Origin of the sequence: Paracoccus sp. J55 (assembly GCF_000513975.1) — a bacterium.
In the GTDB taxonomy this organism is placed as follows: domain Bacteria; phylum Pseudomonadota; class Alphaproteobacteria; order Rhodobacterales; family Rhodobacteraceae; genus Paracoccus.
Genome location: NZ_AZVA01000003.1, coordinates 177,894 through 197,162 on the forward strand (window position 1 = coordinate 177,894; position 19,269 = coordinate 197,162).

The following is a 19,269-nucleotide window of genomic DNA, read 5'->3' on the forward strand; positions in this document are numbered from 1 at the left end:
GCGCGGTCGGGCCCGTGCGCAAGGCCGCCCTGCACCCGCCCGCCTTGCCCGCCCCCCGGGCAGCGCCTAAGACCGGAAGGCACAAGCCGCAGGAAGGGGAAGCCCATGAGATCGACCCTCAGCTACATGACCTGGCCCTTCATCGTCACCGGCGCCGGGCTGGCGCTGGCCGCCTTCCTCGGCTGGGAATATCACGGCACCGGCTCGGGCGCGCTGGCCTTCTTCCTGATCGCCGGCATCCTGGCGGTGCTGGAGATCTCGCTTTCCTTCGACAACGCCATCGTCAACGCCAACAAGCTCAAGCAGATGACGCCGAAATGGCAGCGCCGCTTCCTGACCTGGGGCATCCTCATCGCGGTCTTCGGCATGCGGGTGATCTTCCCGCTGCTGGTGGTGGTGATCGCCGCGCGGCTCGCGCCATGGGAGGCGGTGCGCCTCGCCGCCACCCAGCCGCAGGAATATTCCCGCATCATCCACGAGGCGCATCTGCCCATCGCGGCCTTCGGCGGCGCCTTCCTGATGCTGGTGGCGCTGAACTATTTCTTCGACGAGGCCAAGGACGTGGACTGGATCAAGGGCGTCGAGGCGGCGCTGCGCAAGCTGGGCGAGATCCGCGGCATGGAGGTCGGCTTTGTGCTGATCTGCATGCTGGTGATCGTCGGCCAGCTGCCGGCGGAAAAGGAACACGCCTTCATCATCGCCGCGATCTGGGGGGTGATCACCTACCTGCTGGTGGACATGCTGGGCCATGTGCTCGACCGCTGGGGCGGCGCGCCGCAGCCCGCCGACATGGCGCGCGGCGGCTTCGGCGCCTTCCTTTATCTGGAAGTGCTGGATGCCTCCTTCAGCTTCGACGGCGTGATCGGCGCCTTCGCGCTGACGCAGAACCTGTTCCTGATCGCCATCGGCCTGGGCATCGGCGCGATGTATGTGCGCTCGATGACGGTGATGCTGGTCGAGCGCGGCACGCTTGCCGCCTTCCGCTATCTCGAGCATGGCGCCTTCTGGTCGATCTTCGTGCTGTCGGTGCTGATGTTCGTGCAGACCCTGCGCCCTATTCCGGAAGTCGTCACCGGCCTGCTGGGCGCCTGCTTCATCGCCATGGCCTTCTTCAGCTCGTTGGCCTGGCGCCGCCGCCACCCGCATGGCTAGCCCGGCCCGCGGACGGCCGGGCGCGGCGTGTCTTGTCTTCTCTGTTTCCTAAATACCCCTGCGGCCGTGCCCGGAGGCGGCGTCGCGGGGGTATTTGGACAACAGAGAAGCCGTGCCGCAGTGCCTCACCGGGTCGCGCGGCGGCGGCTGCACTGTCGCATGGGTATTTGGAAAGCGGAAAGGATAGCAGTCAGGCGCTGCCGCCCAGCGGTCGCGTCGCCAGGAAGAGCCAGTCGCGCACCTCGCCCTCGACCAGCGGCGATATCTTTTCCCAGACCCGGGCGTGATAGGCGTCGAGCCAGGCGATCTCGGCCGGGGCGAGCAGTCCCGGCTCGATCAGGCGCCGGTCGATCGGGGCGAAGGTCAGGGTCTCGAAGCCCAGCATCTCGCGGCCATCCGGGCTTTCGCGCTTCTCGACCACGATCAGGTTCTCGATGCGGATGCCGAAGGCGCCCTCGCGGTAATAGCCGGGCTCGTTCGACAGGATCATGCCGGGCTGCAGGGGGATGTCCGAGATGCGCGAGATCCTGACCGGCCCCTCGTGCACCGACAGCCCGGCGCCGACACCGTGCCCGGTGCCGTGGTCGTAATCCATGCCCTCGGACCAGAGCGGCGCGCGGGCCAGGGCGTCGATATGGCAGCCGGCGACGCCCTTCGGGAACTGCACCTGCGACACGGCGATCATGCCTTGCAGCACCCGCGTATAGGGCCGGCGCACCGCCGGATCGACCGGGCCCATCGGCAGGGTGCGGGTGATGTCGGTGGTGCCGTCCTTGTATTGCCCGCCGGAATCGACCAGCAGCACATGGCTGGGCAGGATGCGCAGGTTGCTTTGCCGGTCGACATGGTAATGCGGGATCGCGGCATGCGGGCCGGTGGCCGCGATGGTGTCGAAGCTGATGTCGAGGATGCCGCGCGCGACGCGCAATTCCTCGAGCCTTTGCGCCACGTCGATCTCGGTCAGCGGCTCGGCGTCCAGATGCGGCGCGCGGCTGTCGAGCCAGCACAAGAGCTCCGTCACCGCCGCGCCGTCCTGCAGATGCGCGGCGCGCATGCCGGCGATCTCGGCCGGGTTCTTGCAGGCTTTCGGCAGGATCACCGGGTCGGGGGCCTCGGCGATGGGGGTGTTCATGCTTTCGATCAGCGCGAAGACCCGGTCGGGCGCGCTGGCGGGATCGACCCGCACCGGGCCGGCAAGGTTGGTCAGCGCCGGGGTCAGCGCGTCCAGCGGCAGCACCGAGACCGCGTTGCCAAGCGCCGCCCGCACCTCGGCGCCGAACTTGGCCGGGTTGGTGAAAACGGCGACATGGCCGTTCTCCTCGATGATGGCGAAGCATTGCACCACCGGGTTCTTCGGCACGTCGGCGCCGCGGATGTTCAGAAGCCACGAGACCGAATCGGGCAGGGTCAGCACCGCCGCCTGCTGCCCGGCCTCGCGCAGCGCCTGGGCGATGCTGGCGCGCTTTTCGGCCGCGGTCTCGCCGGCGATCGCGTCGGGCCAGAGCCGCACCGCGCCCACCGGCGCCTCGGGCTGGTCGGGCCAGATGGCATCGACCGGGTTCGTGTCGAGCGCGATCAGCGCGATGCCCGAACCGGCCAGGCCCTTTTCCATCTCGCGGATATCGCGCCGCGTGTGCAGCCAGGGGTCGTAGCCGATGCGCCCGCCCTCGGGCAGGGCCTCGCGCAGCCAGTCAGCGGGCCTGGTTTCCGGCCAGGGCACCGGCGTGAAATGCGCCGGGTCCACCTCGGCCTTGACCTGCACGCGATAGCGGCCGTCGATGAACACCCCGGCGCGGTCGGGGGTGACGATGCAGAAACCGGCGCTGCCGGTGAAGCCGGTCAGCCAGGCCAGCCGCGCGTCGCGGGAGGCGACATATTCGCCCTGATGCGCATCGGCGCGCGGCACCAGGAAGCCGTCGAGCTCGCGCGCCGCCAGTTCGCGGCGCAGCGCGGCCAGCCGGGGCGGATGCGCGGCGGGGTCGGAATGGCTGTCGTAATTCTGGAACATGCTCGCCTCCGGGTCTTGTTCTGGTTTTCAGGCGCGGGCCAGCGCCGCGCTTGCGCCGGGCAGGGTGCGCGCGAGGCCGTCGGCCACCGCCTCGGCGCTGCGGCGGTGGTGGAACTCGGCGGCGACGCGGGCGCGGGAGGCCTGCGCCAGCCGCCGCGCTTCCTCGGGATCGGCGTGCAGCCGGGCGATCTCCTCGGCCATGATCTCGGGCCGCTCGGGCGGCACCAGGATCGCGTCGCGGCCCGAGGTGATCAGCTCGTGATTGCCGCCGACATCGGTGACGACCACCGGCATCTCCATCGCCATCGCCTCCATGATCGCGACCGAGATGCCCTCGTTCAGGCTGGCCAGCGCAAAGACATGCGCGCGCTCCAGCCCCTCGCGCACCCGATCCTCGCTGACCGCGCCCAGCAGCGTGACGGCATCGCCGAGGCCCTTCCCGGCGATCAGCGCGTCGAGCTGGCGGTGATAGCCCGAGCCGCCTTGCTCGTCCTCGCCGGCGATCTCCAGCCGGGCGTCGATGCCCTGGGCGCGCAGCAGGGCGACCGTCTCGATCAGGTGGTCATGGCCCTTGACCGCGTTCAGCCGGCCGCAGCTGAAGATCCGCAGGGCCTCGCCGGGGGCAGGGGGCTGCCAGGGCGTCCGGCGGCGGATCTGGTCGAGGTCCACCCCCATCGGCGCGACATTGATGACGGCGGGGCGGTCGGTGCCGATCTCGCGCTCGGCCACGCGCGTCAGCAATTGCGAGATGATGGTGGCGAAGCGCGCGTGGCGCCATTTCTGCCGCTGGTTCGGGCCATAGCCCTCCAGCGTCGGCCCGTGCAGGGTCAGGCTGTAGCCGGGTCCGCCCAGCCGTTCCGCGAACATGGCGATATTGGCGCTGTCGGCGCAGCTGTGGACATGGACATGGTTCCAGCCCTGCTGGCGGGCGATGCGCTTCAGCCGCGCGCCCATGGCCAGCAGCGCCAGCATCCGCAGCCGGCCCTTGACGCCCTGCGCCTCGGCGCTCAGCGCCGCGCCCAGGCCGCGCGCCCAGCCGGCCGGTCCCGAGCGCAGGAATTCCGCGACGATGCCGAAACCCTCGGCGCCCAGCGGCATCAGGTAGCGGGTCCGGGCCTGCGCCTCGGCCGCCCAGGCGTGCGAGGCGACGGCGCGCGGCGGCGGCCGGGTCGAAACCAGATCGGCCTCGATCCCCAGTTCGGCCAGCGCCTGTCGTTCGCGCCACAGGAAGATATGCGTCTGGCCCGGAAACTCGGGAATGAAAAAGCCGATCTTCAACACGTCAAAGCCCCTTGGCCTGCGAGGCTGAAAGCGGCCCCGGTCCGGCGAAATTGGTCGCACGGGATGCGGGGCAGATCAAGCAGCCGGAATGGACAGGCTATCCCGCCCGGCGCTGGTTCATGGCGCGGGCGCGCTTCCTGGGATCGGCCTCGAACAGCGCGGCAAGTTGTTCGGTGATGGCGCCGGCCAGCTGCTCGGCATCGGTGATCGTCACCGCGCGCTGGTAATAGCGGGTCACGTCATGGCCGATGCCGATGGCCAGCAGTTCCACCTGCTTCTTGCGCTCGATCATCGCGATCACGTCGCGTAGGTGCTTTTCTAGGAAATTCGCCGGGTTGACCGAAAGGGTCGAATCGTCCACCGGCGCCCCGTCCGAGATCACCATCAGGATGCGCCGCGCCTCGGGCCGCCGGGCCAGCCGCCGATGCGCCCATTCCAGCGCCTCGCCGTCGATGTTTTCCTTGAGCAGCCCTTCTTTCATCATCAGGCCCAGATTCGGGCGCACCCGCCGCCAGGGGGCATCGGCGGCCTTGTAGATGATATGGCGCAGGTCATTCAGCCGTCCCGGCTGCGCCGGCCGGCCGGCGGCCAGCCATTTCTCGCGGCTCTGGCCGCCCTTCCAGGCCCGGGTGGTGAAGCCCAGGATCTCGACCTTGACCTGCGAACGCTCCAGCGTCCGGGCCAGCACATCGGCGCAGATCGCGGCGATGGAGATCGGCCGGCCGCGCATCGAGCCCGAGTTGTCCAGCAGCAGCGTGACCACGGTGTCGCGGAACTCGGTGTCCTTTTCGACCTTGAAGGACAAGGGCGTCGTCGGGTTCGCCACCACGCGGGCGAGGCGCCCGGCATCCAGCACGCCCTCTTCCTTGTCGAATTCCCAGCTGCGGTTCTGCTGCGCCTGCAGGCGGCGCTGCAGCTTGTTCGCCAGCCGGCTGACCGCGCCGCGCAGGGGCTCCAGCTGCTTGTCCAGATAGGCGCGCAGCCGCTCCAGTTCGGCCGGATCGGCGAGGTCCTCGGCGCGGATCTCCTCGTCGAAGTCCTGGGTATAGACCTTGTAGTCGGGGCTTGCCTCGCTGACCTGCGGCGGCAGGTCGGGGGGCGTCTCGGCCTCGGACATCTCGGCCTCGTCCACCAGCTCCTCGTCGGACTGGTCGTCCATGCTGACCTGGGCCTGGCGTTCGTCCTGGGTCTGGTCCTGGGTGCGTTCCGGGCTGGCCTCGGCCTCCTCGTCCTGGTTCTGGTCGCGGGACTGGTTGTCGCCGGCCTCCTCGTCCTGCTCGGCGTTCTCGTCGGCCTCGTCCTCCTGCGGCTCGTCCGGGTCCTCGCCCAACTGGTCGCCATAGCCCAGATCGGCGATCACCTTGCGGGCCAGACGCGCGAAGGCGGCCTGGTCGGCGATCACCTGGCCCACGCCTTCCAGATCGGCGCCGGCCTGTTCCTCGACGAAAGGCCGCCACAGGTCCGCGACATGCTGCGCGGCCGAGGGCAGGGCGCGGCCCGTCGCCGCCTGCCGCACGATATACCCCGCCGCGACGGCCAGCGGCGCATCGGCGGGCGCCTTGATCTGGCCATAGCCCTTGCGCTCGGCCTCCTGGCCCAGCTTGGCGTCGATGTTCGACAGCGCCCCGGGCATGTCGCGCGCGCCCAGAGCCTCGCAGCGCGCGGTCTCCATCGCCTCGTAAAGGTCGCGCGCCATGGGCCCGGCGGGGGCGTATTTCGCATGGGTCGCGGCGTCGTGGTGGCGCAGCTTCATCGCCAGGGCATCGGCGGTGCCGCGCGCCAGCAGCACCTCGTCGCGGGTCATGCGGCGGCTGACCTGCGGCAGGCGCATGGTGTCGCCCGCCACGCCGGAGGGGTCGGCGGTGAAGGTCACGTTCAGCTCGTGATCCTCGGCCAGCGCGCGGGTGGCCTCGGTCAGGGCCTTCTTGAACGGATCGGCGGGGTTGTCGGATTTTTTCATGACTCGTTTCTGGGACAGATTGCCGCCTCTGTCGAGAGGTCTTGACGGAAAGTCGTGTGCGCACATAAATACACATATGGAGATCCTGCGGAGCAGCCGGGATATTGTGAGACGGCTGGAGGCCGAGGGGTGGGCCCTGATCTCGATCAGGGGCTCGCATCACAAGTTCCGCAAGGATGCGCGGACGGTCATCGTGCCGCATCCGAAAAAGGATCTGCCGATTGGAACCGCGCGCAGCATCGCGCGCATGGCAGGCTGGCTGGAGGGCGAATGAAAACCTATCTCGCGCTGGTGGAAAAGGACGAGGACAGCGCCTTCGGCATCCGTTTTCCGGACCTGCCGGGCTGCTTTTCGGCTGCGGATGCCGAAAACGACATCCTGCCCAACGCGGTCGAGGCCCTTGAATTGTGGTTCGAGGACCAGCCCGTTACGGCACCGCGGTCCTTGCGCGATATCGCCGCGGAATGCGCCGAGGAGCTGGCGGCGGGGGCATTTCTGATCGCTGTGCCGCATGTCCGGCGCAGCACGCGGCAGCGTCGGGTGAATGTCAGCCTGGATGCCGGGACGCTGGAGGCGATCGATACGGCGGCGGGCCAGTTGGGGCTGACCCGATCAGGTTTTCTGGCGATGGCGGCCCTGAACGAGATCAAGGGCGGGCATTAGCCCGCCTTGACCGCCGCGCTTTCCGGCAGTTCCTCGTCGAAGAGCCGCTGATAGAACTCGGCCACCGTCTGCCGCTCCAGCTCGTCGCATTTGTTCAGGAAGGTCAGGCGGAAGGCGTAGCCCACGTTGTCGCCGAAGATGCGGGCGTTCTGCGCCCAGGCGATCACCGTGCGCGGGCTCATCACCGTGGACAGGTCGCCCTGCATGAAGGCGGTCCGCGTCAGGTCGGCCAGCGTCACCATCTGGCTGATGATCTTGCGACCCTTTTCCGTGTTGTAGGTCGGGTTCTTGGCCAGCACGATGGCGGCCTCGGCGTCGTGGCTCAGATAGTTCAGCGTCGAGACCAGCGACCAGCGGTCCATCTGGCCCTGATTGATCTGCTGCGTGCCGTGGTAAAGGCCGGTCGTGTCGCCCAGGCCGACGGTGTTCGCCGTCGCGAACAGGCGGAAATAGGGATTGGGCGTGATGACCTCGTTCTGGTCCAGCAGCGTCAGCTTGCCGTCGGCCTCCAGCACGCGCTGGATCACGAACATCACGTCGGCGCGGCCGGCGTCGTATTCGTCGAAGACGATGGCGGTCGGGTTGCGCAGCGCCCAGGGCAGGATGCCCTCGTGGAAGACCGTGACCTGCTTGCCCTCGACCAGCTTGATCGCGTCCTTGCCGATCAGGTCGATGCGGCTGACGTGGCTGTCCAGGTTCACCCGCACGCAGGGCCAGTTCAGCCGCGCCGCCACCTGCTCGATATGGGTGGATTTGCCGGTGCCGTGATAGCCCTGGATCATCACCCGGCGGTTGTAGGCAAAGCCCGCCAGGATCGCCAGCGTGGTGTCGGGGTCGAACTTGTAGGTCGGATCGATGTCCGGCACCCGGTCGGACCGCTCGGCAAAGCCCTTGACCTTCATGTCGCTGTCGAGGCCGAAGACCTCGCGCAGGTCGATTTCCTCGGTCGGTTTCGCGTTCTGATCCAGCATGGGGCGGCCCTTTCGATTGTTCCATGCTTGATGAATGATTCCCCGCGCAGGTGCAAGCCGGGCGGGGCGCGGGAACCATTGCCGCGGCTGCGAATTGCGCATGGGTGCGCCGCCGCCTAGAGTGCCGCGCGGAAACCTGGGACAGGACGGATTGGCATGAGCGGATTGCTGGCGCTCTTGGACGACGTGGCGGGGATCGCCAAGATCGCGGCGGCTTCGGTCGACGATGTGGCCGGGCAGGCGGTCAAGGCCGGCGCCAAGGCGGCGGGCGCGGTGATCGACGACGCCGCGGTGACGCCGAAATACGTGCATGGCTTTTCCGCCGCGCGCGAGGTGCCGATCGTGATGAAGATCGCCCGCGGCTCGCTTTTCAACAAGCTGGTGATCCTGCTGCCCATCGCGCTGGTCCTGTCGGCCTTTGCGCCCTGGGCGATCACGCCCCTGTTGATGCTGGGCGGCTCCTACCTGTGCTTCGAGGGGGCCGAGAAGGTCCTGCATGCGCTCAGCCACCAGCAGGTCAATGAGCCGCATCTGACCGTCACCGAGGAAGGCGCCGCCGGGCTGGAAGAGGAGCGGGTGCGCGGCGCGATCAAGACCGACTTCATCCTCTCGGCCGAGATCATGACCATCGCGCTGGCCGCGATCCCGAACGGCGACGCGATCTGGATGAAGGCGCTGATCCTGGCCGTGGTGGCGGTGGGCATCACCGTCGCGGTCTACGGCTTCGTGGCGCTGATCGTGAAGGCCGACGATTTCGGCCTGCACCTGCACGAGCGCGGCGGCCCCGGCGCGGCGCTGGGGCGCGGCATCGTGCATGTCATGCCGGGCTTCATGAAGGTGCTGACCGTGGTCGGCACCGCGGCGATGATCTGGGTCGGCGGCCAGATCGTCATCCACGGGTTGCACGTGCTGGGCCAGCACCAGCCCTATGAATGGATCCACCACGTGGCCGAGGCCGCCGCCCGGGCCCTGCCCGCCGCGCCCGGCTTCGCCGCCTGGGCCACCACCGCCTTCTTCGACGGCATCTTCGGGCTGGTCTGGGGCATGATGCTGATTCCGGTGGCGCATTACGCCGTCACCCCCGCCATCGAGGCGGTGAAGGGCGCGGTGGGCGCAAAGTCCTGACCGCGGCTTGCCCTTGGCCGGCTGCCGCGACTATCAACTGCCATACCAATGCCGCAGGAGATGTCCATGCCGATTCCCGCCCCGGCCCTCGACGCGCTTTGTGCGCTTCTGGGCGCGCGCCTGTCCACCAGCGGCGCCGACCGCGACCTGCACGCCCAGTCCGAGACCTTCCACCGCGCCCCGCCGCCCGACGCGGTGGCCTGGCCGGTCTCGACCGAGGAGGTCTCGCGCATCGCCGCCATCTGTCACGACCATCGCGTGCCGATGATCGGCTGGGGCACCGGCACCTCGCTCGAAGGGCAGGCGCTGGCGCCGCAGGGCGGGCTGGTCATCGACCTGTCGAAGATGGACCGGGTGCTGGAGATCCGGGCCGAGGACATGCAGGTCAGCGTCCAGCCCGGCTGCACGCGCGAGGCGCTGAATACCGAATTGCGCGCCACCGGCCTGTTCTTCCCGGTCGATCCCGGCGCCAACGCCTCGCTGGGTGGCATGGCGGCGACGCGGGCCTCGGGCACCACGGCGGTGCGCTACGGCACCATGCGCGACAATGTGCTGGCCTTGGAGGTGGTGCTGGCCGACGGGCGGGTGATCCGCACCGGCACACGGGCGGCGAAATCCAGCGCCGGCTATGACCTGACCGGGCTTTTCGTCGGCTCGGAGGGCACGCTCGGCCTCATCACCGAGCTGACCCTGAAGCTGCACGGCCAGCCCGAGGAGGTCGCCTCGGCGGTCTGCGGCTTTCCGACGCTGGAACAGGCGGTGGAATGCGTCACCGCGACGATCCAGTCGGGCATCCCCATGGCGCGGATCGAGTTCATCGACGCCGACGTGGTGCGCGCCTTCAACCGCGCTTCGGGCACGCAGATGCACGAAGGCCCGCACCTGATGGTCGAGTTCCACGGCGCCCCCGCCTCGGTCCGGGGCGACGCCGAAACCTTCGGCGCGCTGGCCGCGGATTTCGGCGGCACCGACTTCGACTGGGCGACCACGCCCGAGGCCCGCGCCGCGCTGTGGAAGATGCGGCACAACGCCTATCGTTCCTGCCTGGCCTTGAGGCCGGGGGCGACGGCGGTGGTGACGGATGTCTGCGTGCCCATGTCGCACCTGCCCGCCGCGGTGGCCGCGGCAGCCGAGGACATCCGCGCCGAGGGCCTGCTGGGCCCCATCGTCGGCCATGTCGGCGACGGCAATTTCCACGCCCAGATCCTGGTGATGCCCGGCGACGAGGCCGAGCTGGCCGCCGCCAAGCGCGTGGCGCTGCGCATGGCCGAGCGCGCCATCGCGGTGGGCGGCACCATCACCGGCGAGCATGGCGTGGGCATCGGCAAGAAGCCCCTGATGCCCGCCCAGCACGGCGCGGCCATCGGCGTGATGGCGGCGATCAAGCGGGCGCTGGATCCGCAGGGCATCATGAACCCGGGCAAGCTGGTGCCGGGGGTGGATTGAGGCCGCCGCGCCCTCTCGCGAAACGAAACCGCGATGCGGCTTGCGCATCCAGCCGGGCGGCCGCCTGCTTGCAGCGCCGGCCAGCCCCAAGGGCGCCGGCCGATCTCGTGCGGCGGCTGGGCCATCCGCCCTGCCGTGCGCTGCATTGGCCCATGGCCTGCACTCAGCCAAAGATGAAATCGCCCGCGTCCAGCGCGGCCGAGTTGACGCCCACCAGCAGGATCGAGCCTCCGCTCGCCAGGTCGATCCGGCAATCCGCGCCAATGTCGGTGAGCACCAGATCGCCAAACCCCGCGCCGCCGGCGCCGGTAAACCGAATCTTGTCGCTGCCGTCGGTGTAATCTTGAATTCGGTCGCTGCCCTCGTTGGCATTATATTTGAAAAGGAACGTGTCGTTGCCGGTGTATCCCGTCAAGACGTCATTGCCGGCATCACCTGACAAGGTATCGTCTCCGGCCATGCCAAGCAGATAATCATTCCCGGCCATGCCGTTGATCTGATCGTTTCCGCCGCCGCCGATAATCGTGTCGCTATGCCAGGAAAAATCGAAGCCGTTGATCGTGTTATTTCCAGAGCCACCCCAGATTTGACCAAGAGAACCGCCCGCGGTCGAATAGAACTTTATGGGTGAAACATCTATGAGTCCGGTTCCTTCGATGATCAGGGTCTTGTTGGTCGTATTGACTAACCATTCCCCGAAGGAAACCTGCCCAAGCCTTATGGTGCAAAGCGTTCCACTGCTGCTGGTGGTTTCCGCATAGATATAATCAGTTCCTTCCCCTCCATTAATAATGTCGCCTGCGCTGGTAAAATAGTCGCTTGCGTCAGTCACCCTTATCGTATCGTCTCCCGCATCGCCATAAATGGTGTCCCGGCCATTTCCGCCCAGAATGACGTCATTGCCTCTTCCGCCCATAATCAGGTCGGCACCATCCATGCCGTAAAGCGTATCGTTTCCATCGCCGCCCGAAATATAGTCGTTGCTGCTGCTGCCGGTGATGCTGTCATTTCCAGAGGTTCCGTAGTAATTTGCCATGTTTATCTCCTGAGTTTGGTGAAAAATCTAATCAACTTCTGATTGCTGGCGTAGCCAAATCTGACTACGATTTCGACAAGGCGCAACATGTTTAACTGAACGGAATCGTTTTCATGCAACTCTCGTCAGCGAGCATAGCTCTCACCATTCTGAACTCAGGCAATTCGCCCTCGGCGCTCGTCGGGCAGGGCGTGGTGGCGGCAGACGCTTCGTCCGTCCATCAGCTTTCGCGGGCTGCTGCACCTGAGGTTGCCGCCGAGTTGTCGGGTTCAGACAAATATGTCCCGGCAGAGGTCGTTGCAGACATGGAAAGGTTTGAAGAAATTCAGGCCAGATTTGGCCAGATGGGAGAGTTCAACTATGCGCTCATGGAGGGCTCGAAAAGCCCGTTCGATGCAGAAATAATCGAATATACCGGCGCGCGGCGGGCGTGGGTGACCAGCAACTCCGACTCTCGCCTCGCTTTTCCCGGTGTGTTCATCTCCTCGCCGGGCGTAGCTGCGGGCACCCAGGCGCCGCAGCGCGATGCGGATTTCCCGTCGCGGCGCGATGCCATGGCCAATGCCTATCATTTCGCGAGCGCGTTGGTGGAAAACGTGAAATACGTCGTCTCGGATGCGCGCGAGATCGCCTCCGATCCCGACAAGTATCTGGACGCCTCCGGCCAGCTTTACGGTGCGGGCCCGGGGGGCGGAACCGCCGGCGGCGACTGGCAGGTCGCCATGGCGAAGGGCACAGACATGATGTTGTTCTACCGCGACAGGATGGAAAGCATGGCCGCCTCGCTGGCGAATATGTTCAGCTTCGATTCGACCAGCGTGACCGTTCCGGCCTATGACGGCGGCTTCCAGGGCTTCAGCATCACCCACGGCACGCTGGGCAAGATCATGGACGTGGCCCGGGACGGGTCGATCACGCTTTACGACGCCGAGGGCACGGCCTATTCGGCCGAGGAATATAATGTGGCCAATATCGACGGCGGCATCCCGCAACTGCACAACGACCTGATCAGGCAGGCCGACGACCGTGCCGCACTTGCCAGCCGCGGTCTCCGCAGCGAGGTATCGGGCGGGATCGTGCGCCTTTGACAGCGGCCTCTGCCGCCGCTGACAAACTCGTGACTGTCACGCCATCGTGACAGAGCCCTGCGCCTTTGCGATAAGGGCGGGAAGCGCCGAACACAGGCGCCAGGGCAGAGCGTCGGAACGGCGCGGGGCAGAGGGCAGACATGAAACTTCTGGGCAAGATTTTGACGGTGCTGGCGCTGGTCGCGCTGGCCGCCTGCGCGCGCGGGCCATCCAGCGGGCCGGCGGTGATGGCGGGGCAGGGACGGGGGCCGCAATTCGGCGACAGCGCGCCGCATCCCTGGGTCGGCGGCCATCCCTATGATCACCTGGTCCACGGCATCGACGTCTCGCGCTGGCAGGGCGACATCGACTGGCACCGGGTGCGCAATGCCGGCATCAGCTTCGCCTTCATCAAGGCGACCGAGGGCGGCGACCACGCCGATCCGAACTTCCGCCGCTACTGGTACGAGGCGGGACAGGCCCGCATCCCGCGCGGCGCCTATCATTACTTCTATTTCTGCCGCTCGGGGGCGCAGCAGGCCGCCTGGTTCATCGCCAACGTGCCCAAGGAACGCGGCGCCATGCCGCCGGTGCTGGACCTGGAATGGACCGCCTCCAAGACCTGCCCGCATCGCCCGCCCAGCCACGAGGTGCTGCGCGAGGCCAGGATCTTCAAGGACATCCTGCACCGGCACTATGGCCAGCGGCCGATCATCTACACCACGGTGGACTTCTACCGCGACAACAACCTCGGCTCCTGGCCCGAGGAGTTCTGGCTGCGCTCGGTTGCCGGCCATCCGCGCATCGTCTATCCTGGCCAGCCCTACAGTTTCTGGCAATATACCGGGACCGGAATCGTGCCGGGAATCAGGGGGAACGTGGACCTGAACGTGTTTGCGGGCTCGCCCGCCCAGTGGCGGATATGGCTGAACCGACGGCTGCAATAGAGCGCGGCCTTCTCTGGGCCGAATTCGCGGCGCTCTATCTGGGGGCGCCGCTGGTCATCGCGCTGTTCCTGCCGGGCCACCTGCTGTTCGAGGCGCTGGCGGTCTTCAGCCTTGCCGGGCTGGGCCTGTTGTGGCGCACCGGCGGCTTTCACTGGCACAGCCTGGTGCGCGGCTGGAGCCGGCTTCCCTGGCACGAGGTCCTGGCCATCGCCACGGCCACCCTGCTGGCGGGGCTGGCGATCCTGTGGTTCAGCAGCCCGAATTCGATCTTCCAGATCGTGCGCAACCGGCCAGAATTCCTGCTGGTGATCTGGGTCTTCTACCCCGTTCTCTCGGCCCTGCCGCAAGAGCTGATCTTCCGCCCGCTGTTCTTCCACCGCTATGCCGTGCTGCTGCCGGCGGGACAGGGGGCGATCGCGCTGAACGCGGCGGTGTTTTCCTTCGCGCATCTGATGTATTGGTCCTGGGTGGTCGCGGCCCTGACCTTCGTCGGCGGCTGGGTCTTTGCCCGCGCCTATCTGGAGCGGGGCTTCCCCTCGGCCTGGGTCTTGCATGCGGTGGCGGGCAACGTGCTTTTCGCGGTGGGGATGGGGGTCTATTTCTACACCGGCAACGTGGTGCGGCCGTTCTGATTGCTTGACTTCCCCCGCGCGGCGCGGTTCATGCGTGGCCGATACGCAAGGGGAAAAACGATGAGCGCCTATCGCAGCCATACCTGCGGCGAGCTGACCGCCGCTGCCGCCGGGTCCGAAGTCCGTCTGTCCGGCTGGGTCCACCGGGTCCGCGACCATGGCGGCGTGCTGTTCATCGACCTGCGCGACCATTACGGCATCACCCAGGTGATCGCCGACAGCGACAGCCCCGCCTTTGCGGCGCTGGAAAAGCTGCGCGCCGAGACGGTGATCCGCATCGACGGCCGGGTGAAGCTGCGCGACCCGAGCCTGGTCAACCCCAAGCTGCCCACCGGCGAGATCGAGGTCTATGCCACCGCGATGGAGGTTCTGGGCGCCTCGGACGACCTGCCCCTGCCGGTCTTCGGCGACCAGGACTATCCCGAGGAGACGCGGCTGGCCTATCGCTTCCTCGACCTGCGCCGCGAAAGCCTGCACAACAACATCATGCTGCGCTCGCGCGTGGTGAAATGGCTGCGGGACGCCATGTGGCAGCAGGGCTTCACCGAGTTCCAGACCCCGATCATCACCGCCAGCTCGCCCGAAGGCGCGCGCGACTTCCTGGTGCCCTCGCGGCTGCATCCGGGCAAGTTCTACGCCCTGCCGCAGGCGCCGCAGCAGTTCAAGCAGCTGATCATGGTCGCGGGCTTCGACAAGTATTTCCAGATCGCGCCCTGCTTCCGCGACGAGGACCCGCGCGCCGACCGCTCGCCCACCGATTTCTACCAGCTTGACATGGAGATGTCCTTCGTCGAGCAGGAGGACGTGTTCCGCGCCATCCAGCCGGTGATCCAGGGCCTGTTCGAGGAATTCGGCGGTGGCCGCCCCGTCGATGCGACCTGGCCCCGCATCCCCTATGCCGAGGCGATGCTGAAATACGGCTCCGACAAGCCCGACCTGCGCAACCCGATCGAGATGCAGGTGGTCAGCGACCATTTCCGCGGCTCGGGCTTCGGCATCTTCGCGAAGCTGCTGGAGCAGGAGGGCACCGAGGTCCGCGCCATTCCGGCGCCCACCGGCGGCTCGCGCAAGTTCGCCGACCGCATGAACGCCTTCGCGCAACAGCAGGGCCTGCCGGGGATGGGGTATATCTTCTGGCGCAAGGCCGAGGACGGCTCGACCGAGGCCGCCGGCCCCATCGCCAAGGCGCTTGGCCATGACAAGACCGAGGCGATCCGCCTGCAGCTGGGCCTGGGCGAGGGTGACGCCGCCTTCTTCCTGGGCGGCAAGCCCGAGGCTTTCGAGGCCGTCGCCGGCCGCGCCCGCAACGAGATCGGCCGCGAACTGGGCCTGACCGACGAGAACCAGTTCAAATTCGCCTGGATCGTCGATTTTCCCATGTATGAGAAGGGCGAGGACGGCCGCATCGACTTCAGCCACAACCCGTTCTCGATGCCGCAGGGCGGGCTCGAGGCGCTGGAGGGCGACCCGCTTGCGGTCAAGGGCTATCAATACGACCTGGCCTGCAACGGCTATGAGTTGGTCTCGGGCGCCATCCGCAACCACCGGCCGGAAATCATGTTCCGGGCCTTCGAACTGGCCGGCTATGGCCGCGACGAGGTCGAGAAGCGTTTCGGCGGCATGGTCAAGGCTTTCCGCTACGGCGCGCCGCCGCATGGCGGCTGCGCGGCGGGGATCGACCGCATCGTGATGCTGCTGGCCGACGAGGCGAACATCCGCGAGGTCATCATGTTCCCGATGAACCAGCGCGCCGAGGACCTGATGATGGGCGCCCCCAGCGAGCCGACGAACGAGCAGCTGCGCGAATTGCGCCTGCGCGTGCTGCCACGCGAGTGACGGTTCGGCGGCGCCTTGCCGCAGCGCCGCATCTGAAGAAAGCGTGAACTGACCTTCGGCCGCGATCATGCCATACCTTGCGCATGGGGGCGATTTCCCCCGCGAGGATGTCCGCAAGGATGATTGCATGAGCTTTGGATTTCCCGAGCTGGCGGCGATCCGCCTGGGTTTTGGCCTGTCGCCGCGAATGCCCGCGCCCGCCGATGCCGAAGCGGTGCTGGCCAGCGCCGCCCAGACCGGCCCCGGGCCGCAGGCGATGACCACCGAAAGCGCGATGGACATGGCCAACCGCTTCCGCGCCGCCGCCCCGCTTCGGCGCGAGGGCGAGGCGCAGGAGAAAGAGTTCCAGCAGGCCAACCACGGGCTGATGCGGCTGCCCTTCCAGGACCTGCAGCGCCGGGTGGCGCGCGCCGTCGACGATCCGGTCGGCTTCGGCGAAAGGCTGGTGCAGTTCTGGAGCGACCATTTCACCGTGCGCCCGCTCAACAAGGTCGCCAACGGGCTGGCCATGGCCTTCGTGGACGAGGCGATCCGCCCGCATGTGAACGGCCGGTTCGAGGACATGTTCTTCGCCGCCGACACCCATCCGATGATGCTGATCTATCTGGACCAGATCTCGAGCCGGGGCCCGAATTCGCCCTTTGTCAGGAACCGGCCGGCGCGCCATCTGGGCCTGAACGAAAACCTCGCCCGCGAGGCGCTGGAGCTGCATTCGCTGGGCGTGGGCGCCGGCTACGACCAGAAGGACGTGCGCGAGCTGGCCGAGCTGCTGACCGGGCTGAGCTTTTCCTACAAGGAGGGCTTCGCCTTCAAGGCCGTCTGGGCGGAGCCGGGTGCCGAAACCGTGCTGGGCAAGTCCTATGGCAGTGGCCGGCGCGGCGGGCTCGAGGACATCCGCGCCGCCTTTCGCGACATCGCCCGTCACCCCGACACGGCGCGGCACCTGTCGCGCAAGCTGGCGGTGCATTTCGTCTCGGACACGCCGTCCGAGGATCTGGTCGACGCCATGGCGGCGGTCTGGCGCGACAGCGGCGGCGATCTGCCCCAGATCTATCGCGTGCTGGTCAGCCATCCCGAGCTTGCCTCGTCCCTGCGGCAGAAGGTGCGCCAGCCCTTCGACCTGGCCGTGGCCGGGCTGCGGGCCTTGGGCATCCGCGGCGAACAGGTCGCGGGGCTCGACATTCCGGTCCTGCGCCGGGCGCTCTGGACGCCGATCGAGGCCATGGGCCAGCCCTGGGGCCAGCCCAAGGGACCGGACGGCTGGCCGGAAGAGGCCGGGGCCTGGATCGCGCCGCAGACCCTGGCCGCGCGCATCAACTGGTCGCTGCGCATTCCCCGCATGCTGCTGGACGAACTGCCCGACCCGCGCGAGATGCTGGTCTCGGCCTTCGGCGGCACGCAATCGGCGGAACTGGCCTGGGCGGTGCCCAAGGCGGAAAGCGCGGCCGAAGGCGTGGCGCTGATCCTCGCCTCGGGCGATTTCAACCGGCGATAGGAGCGACGGATGCTGACACTGGACCGACGCCTGTTTCTGAAAAGCGCGGCGCTGATCGGCTGCTCGGCCGCGGCGCATCCCTTCCTGAACTCGATGACCTTCGCGGCGCTGCCGGGCGAGAACCGGCTGGTGGTCATCATCCTGCGCGGCGCCATGGACGGGCTGGACGCGATCCAGCCCTATGGCGACCCGATGCTGCGCAAGCTGCGTCGCGAGCTCTCGGTGGGGCCGGAAAACGGCGCGCTGGACCTCGACGGCTTTTATGCGCTGCATCCGCGGCTCGAGCCGCTCCTGCCCTTGTGGCAGGCAGGCGAGCTGGCCTTCGCGCATGCGGTCTCGACCCCCTATCGCGACAAGCGCAGCCATTTCGACGGCCAGGACGTGCTGGAGGCCGGGACCGGCAACGACCTGCCGGTGGACCGCCGCATCGGCGGCTGGCTGAACCGGCTCTTGCAGGCCACGCCCGGCGCCAAGGCCGAGACCGCCTATTCCGTGGGCGTCGAGCAGATGCGGATCCTGGCGGGCGAGGCGGCGCATCTGAGCTGGGCGCCCCGCGCCGCGCTGACCCTGTCGGCGCAGGCGCAGACGCTGCTGGAGCATGTCTATCACGACGACCCGCTGTTTCGCGACGCGGCGCGGGATGCGGTGCAGATCGGTGCCGAGACCTCGGATGATGTCGGCAAGATGCAGGGGCCGACCGCCGATGCCCAGGCGCTGGCGGCCTTTGCGGCCAGCCGGCTGAATGGCGAAAGCCGCATCGCCGCCTTCTCGATCCCCGGCTGGGACAGCCATGCCAACCAGCCGGCGGTGCTGGGCCGGGCGCTGGACCGGCTGGCCGCGGCGATCCTGAAGCTGCGCGAGGGGCTGGGGCCGAACTGGGGCCGGACCACGGTGCTGGCCATGACCGAATTCGGCCGCACGGTGCGCGAGAACGGCTCGGGCGGCACCGATCACGGCACCGGCGGCGCCCTGCTGATGGCGGGGGGCGTGATCCGCGGCGGGCGCGGCTATGGCGACTGGCCGGGGCTGGGCGAGGGTCAGCTTTACGCCGAGCGCGATCTGATGCCCATGCGCGACATCCGCGCCTATGCCGGCTGGGCCATGCACGGGCTGTTCGGGATCGAGCGCGACCGGCTGGAGCGCACGATCTTCCCGGGCCTCGAGCTTGGCGACGATCCCGGGATGCTGGCCTGAGCTTCTCGCCACAGCGCGCCTGACGGCAAGGGCTCGGCGAGCCTGGCGAGGGGCGCGGGGCGTCTGCGTCGGCACCTGGCTGGCGGCCTAGGGCGGGCGCGGGGCTGGCGAACTTTCCGCCAAGGCCTTCCTGACGATCCGGGCGCGCGGTCCCGCGCATCGCCGGAAGATGATCCGGCTGCCGGTCCGCCATCCGGAGGCCGCGGCTGCGGCGGTTCAGCCACGCCCGTCTCGGGCCCCGGATTTCCCGGTGTCCCGACCTGAAGCGCCATGCTGGAGCGGGCGCCTTGCTCGGCCTTTCCTCGCCGATGACCCGGGGGGCGCCAAGTCTTGACGGCATTCGCGCGGTTGGAATGCTCTTAGCAACCAGCAACCAGCAACCAGCAACCAGCAACCAGCAACCAGCAACCAGCAACCAGCAACCAGCAACCAGCAACCAGCAACCAGCAACCAGCA

16 protein-coding genes are annotated in these 19,269 nt (G+C 67.8%); 11 read left to right on the forward strand and 5 right to left on the reverse strand.

What is annotated here, in order from left to right; genetic code table 11:
• Positions 1 to 105: 105 nt before the first annotated feature.
• Positions 106 to 1,152: a DUF475 domain-containing protein gene (locus PARJ55_RS0104805; protein ID WP_028711987.1), complete on the forward strand. Its 1,047-nt coding sequence runs from the start codon at positions 106 to 108 to the stop codon at positions 1,150 to 1,152.
• Positions 1,153 to 1,342: 190 nt separating this feature from the next.
• On the opposite strand, the gene PARJ55_RS0104810 is transcribed toward PARJ55_RS0104805, so the two are convergent.
• The 3 genes from PARJ55_RS0104810 to cobT all read right to left on the reverse strand — a co-directional run bounded on the left by PARJ55_RS0104810 (position 1,343) and on the right by cobT (position 6,401).
• On the reverse strand, positions 1,343 to 3,160 hold the full coding sequence (locus PARJ55_RS0104810) for an aminopeptidase P family protein (protein ID WP_028711988.1): 1,818 nt from the start codon (positions 3,158 to 3,160) through the stop codon (positions 1,343 to 1,345).
• Positions 3,161 to 3,187: 27 nt separating this feature from the next.
• Positions 3,188 to 4,441, reverse strand: coding sequence for an exopolysaccharide biosynthesis GT4 family glycosyltransferase EpsE (epsE, locus tag PARJ55_RS0104815; protein ID WP_028711989.1), 1,254 nt, complete (start codon positions 4,439 to 4,441; stop codon positions 3,188 to 3,190).
• A gap of 97 nt (positions 4,442 to 4,538) precedes the next feature.
• Positions 4,539 to 6,401: a cobaltochelatase subunit CobT gene (gene cobT / locus PARJ55_RS0104820; RefSeq protein ID WP_028711990.1), complete on the reverse strand. Its 1,863-nt coding sequence runs from the start codon at positions 6,399 to 6,401 to the stop codon at positions 4,539 to 4,541.
• Positions 6,402 to 6,477: 76 nt separating this feature from the next.
• Here cobT and PARJ55_RS0104825 point away from each other — a divergent pair, with 76 nt between their 5' ends.
• Both PARJ55_RS0104825 and PARJ55_RS0104830 read left to right on the forward strand, forming a co-directional pair.
• A complete protein-coding gene (locus PARJ55_RS0104825) occupies positions 6,478 to 6,675 on the forward strand; it encodes a type II toxin-antitoxin system HicA family toxin (protein WP_198019311.1) in 198 nt (65 codons plus the stop codon).
• A complete protein-coding gene (locus tag PARJ55_RS0104830) occupies positions 6,672 to 7,064 on the forward strand; it encodes a type II toxin-antitoxin system HicB family antitoxin (RefSeq protein ID WP_028711992.1) in 393 nt (130 codons plus the stop codon). The genes PARJ55_RS0104825 and PARJ55_RS0104830 overlap by 4 nt, the downstream gene beginning before the upstream one ends.
• Here PARJ55_RS0104830 and cobS read toward each other — a convergent pair.
• Positions 7,061 to 8,035 carry a cobaltochelatase subunit CobS gene (gene cobS / locus PARJ55_RS0104835; protein WP_028711993.1) on the reverse strand — a complete coding sequence of 325 codons (975 nt, stop codon included), beginning with the start codon at positions 8,033 to 8,035 and terminating at the stop codon, positions 7,061 to 7,063. The genes PARJ55_RS0104830 and cobS overlap by 4 nt on opposite strands.
• 156 nt (positions 8,036 to 8,191) lie before the next feature.
• On the opposite strand from cobS, the gene PARJ55_RS0104840 reads away from it, so the two are divergent.
• Entirely contained in the window at positions 8,192 to 9,160 is a 969-nt protein-coding gene (locus PARJ55_RS0104840; RefSeq protein WP_036696948.1) for a DUF808 domain-containing protein, read from the forward strand.
• A gap of 66 nt (positions 9,161 to 9,226) precedes the next feature.
• A complete protein-coding gene (locus PARJ55_RS0104845) occupies positions 9,227 to 10,606 on the forward strand; it encodes an FAD-binding oxidoreductase (protein WP_028711995.1) in 1,380 nt (459 codons plus the stop codon).
• Positions 10,607 to 10,769: 163 nt separating this feature from the next.
• On the opposite strand, the gene PARJ55_RS23230 is transcribed toward PARJ55_RS0104845, so the two are convergent.
• Positions 10,770 to 11,642 (reverse strand): calcium-binding protein, encoded by an 873-nt coding sequence (locus tag PARJ55_RS23230; protein WP_084637778.1) that lies wholly within the window; start codon positions 11,640 to 11,642, stop codon positions 10,770 to 10,772.
• Between the two features lie 113 nt (positions 11,643 to 11,755).
• Between PARJ55_RS23230 and PARJ55_RS0104855 the strand changes: the two genes are divergently transcribed.
• The 6 genes from PARJ55_RS0104855 (at position 11,756) to PARJ55_RS0104880 (ending at position 18,813) form a co-directional block, all read left to right on the forward strand.
• Positions 11,756 to 12,730 (forward strand): hypothetical protein, encoded by a 975-nt coding sequence (locus PARJ55_RS0104855; protein WP_156929426.1) that lies wholly within the window; start codon positions 11,756 to 11,758, stop codon positions 12,728 to 12,730.
• A gap of 140 nt (positions 12,731 to 12,870) precedes the next feature.
• Positions 12,871 to 13,656, forward strand: a complete 786-nt coding sequence (locus PARJ55_RS21475; RefSeq protein ID WP_036696951.1) for a GH25 family lysozyme — start codon at positions 12,871 to 12,873, stop codon at positions 13,654 to 13,656.
• Complete coding sequence (locus PARJ55_RS0104865; RefSeq protein ID WP_028711997.1) at positions 13,632 to 14,288, forward strand: type II CAAX prenyl endopeptidase Rce1 family protein; 657 nt, start codon at positions 13,632 to 13,634, stop codon at positions 14,286 to 14,288. Before PARJ55_RS21475 ends, PARJ55_RS0104865 begins: the two co-directional genes overlap by 25 nt.
• A gap of 60 nt (positions 14,289 to 14,348) precedes the next feature.
• Positions 14,349 to 16,124, forward strand: coding sequence for an aspartate--tRNA ligase (aspS, locus tag PARJ55_RS0104870; protein WP_028711998.1), 1,776 nt, complete (start codon positions 14,349 to 14,351; stop codon positions 16,122 to 16,124).
• 127 nt (positions 16,125 to 16,251) lie between these two features.
• Positions 16,252 to 17,619: a DUF1800 family protein gene (locus tag PARJ55_RS0104875; protein WP_028711999.1), complete on the forward strand. Its 1,368-nt coding sequence runs from the start codon at positions 16,252 to 16,254 to the stop codon at positions 17,617 to 17,619.
• Positions 17,620 to 17,628: 9 nt separating this feature from the next.
• Positions 17,629 to 18,813 (forward strand): DUF1501 domain-containing protein, encoded by a 1,185-nt coding sequence (locus tag PARJ55_RS0104880; RefSeq protein WP_028712000.1) that lies wholly within the window; start codon positions 17,629 to 17,631, stop codon positions 18,811 to 18,813.
• The last annotated feature ends 456 nt before the right edge of the window (positions 18,814 to 19,269 follow it).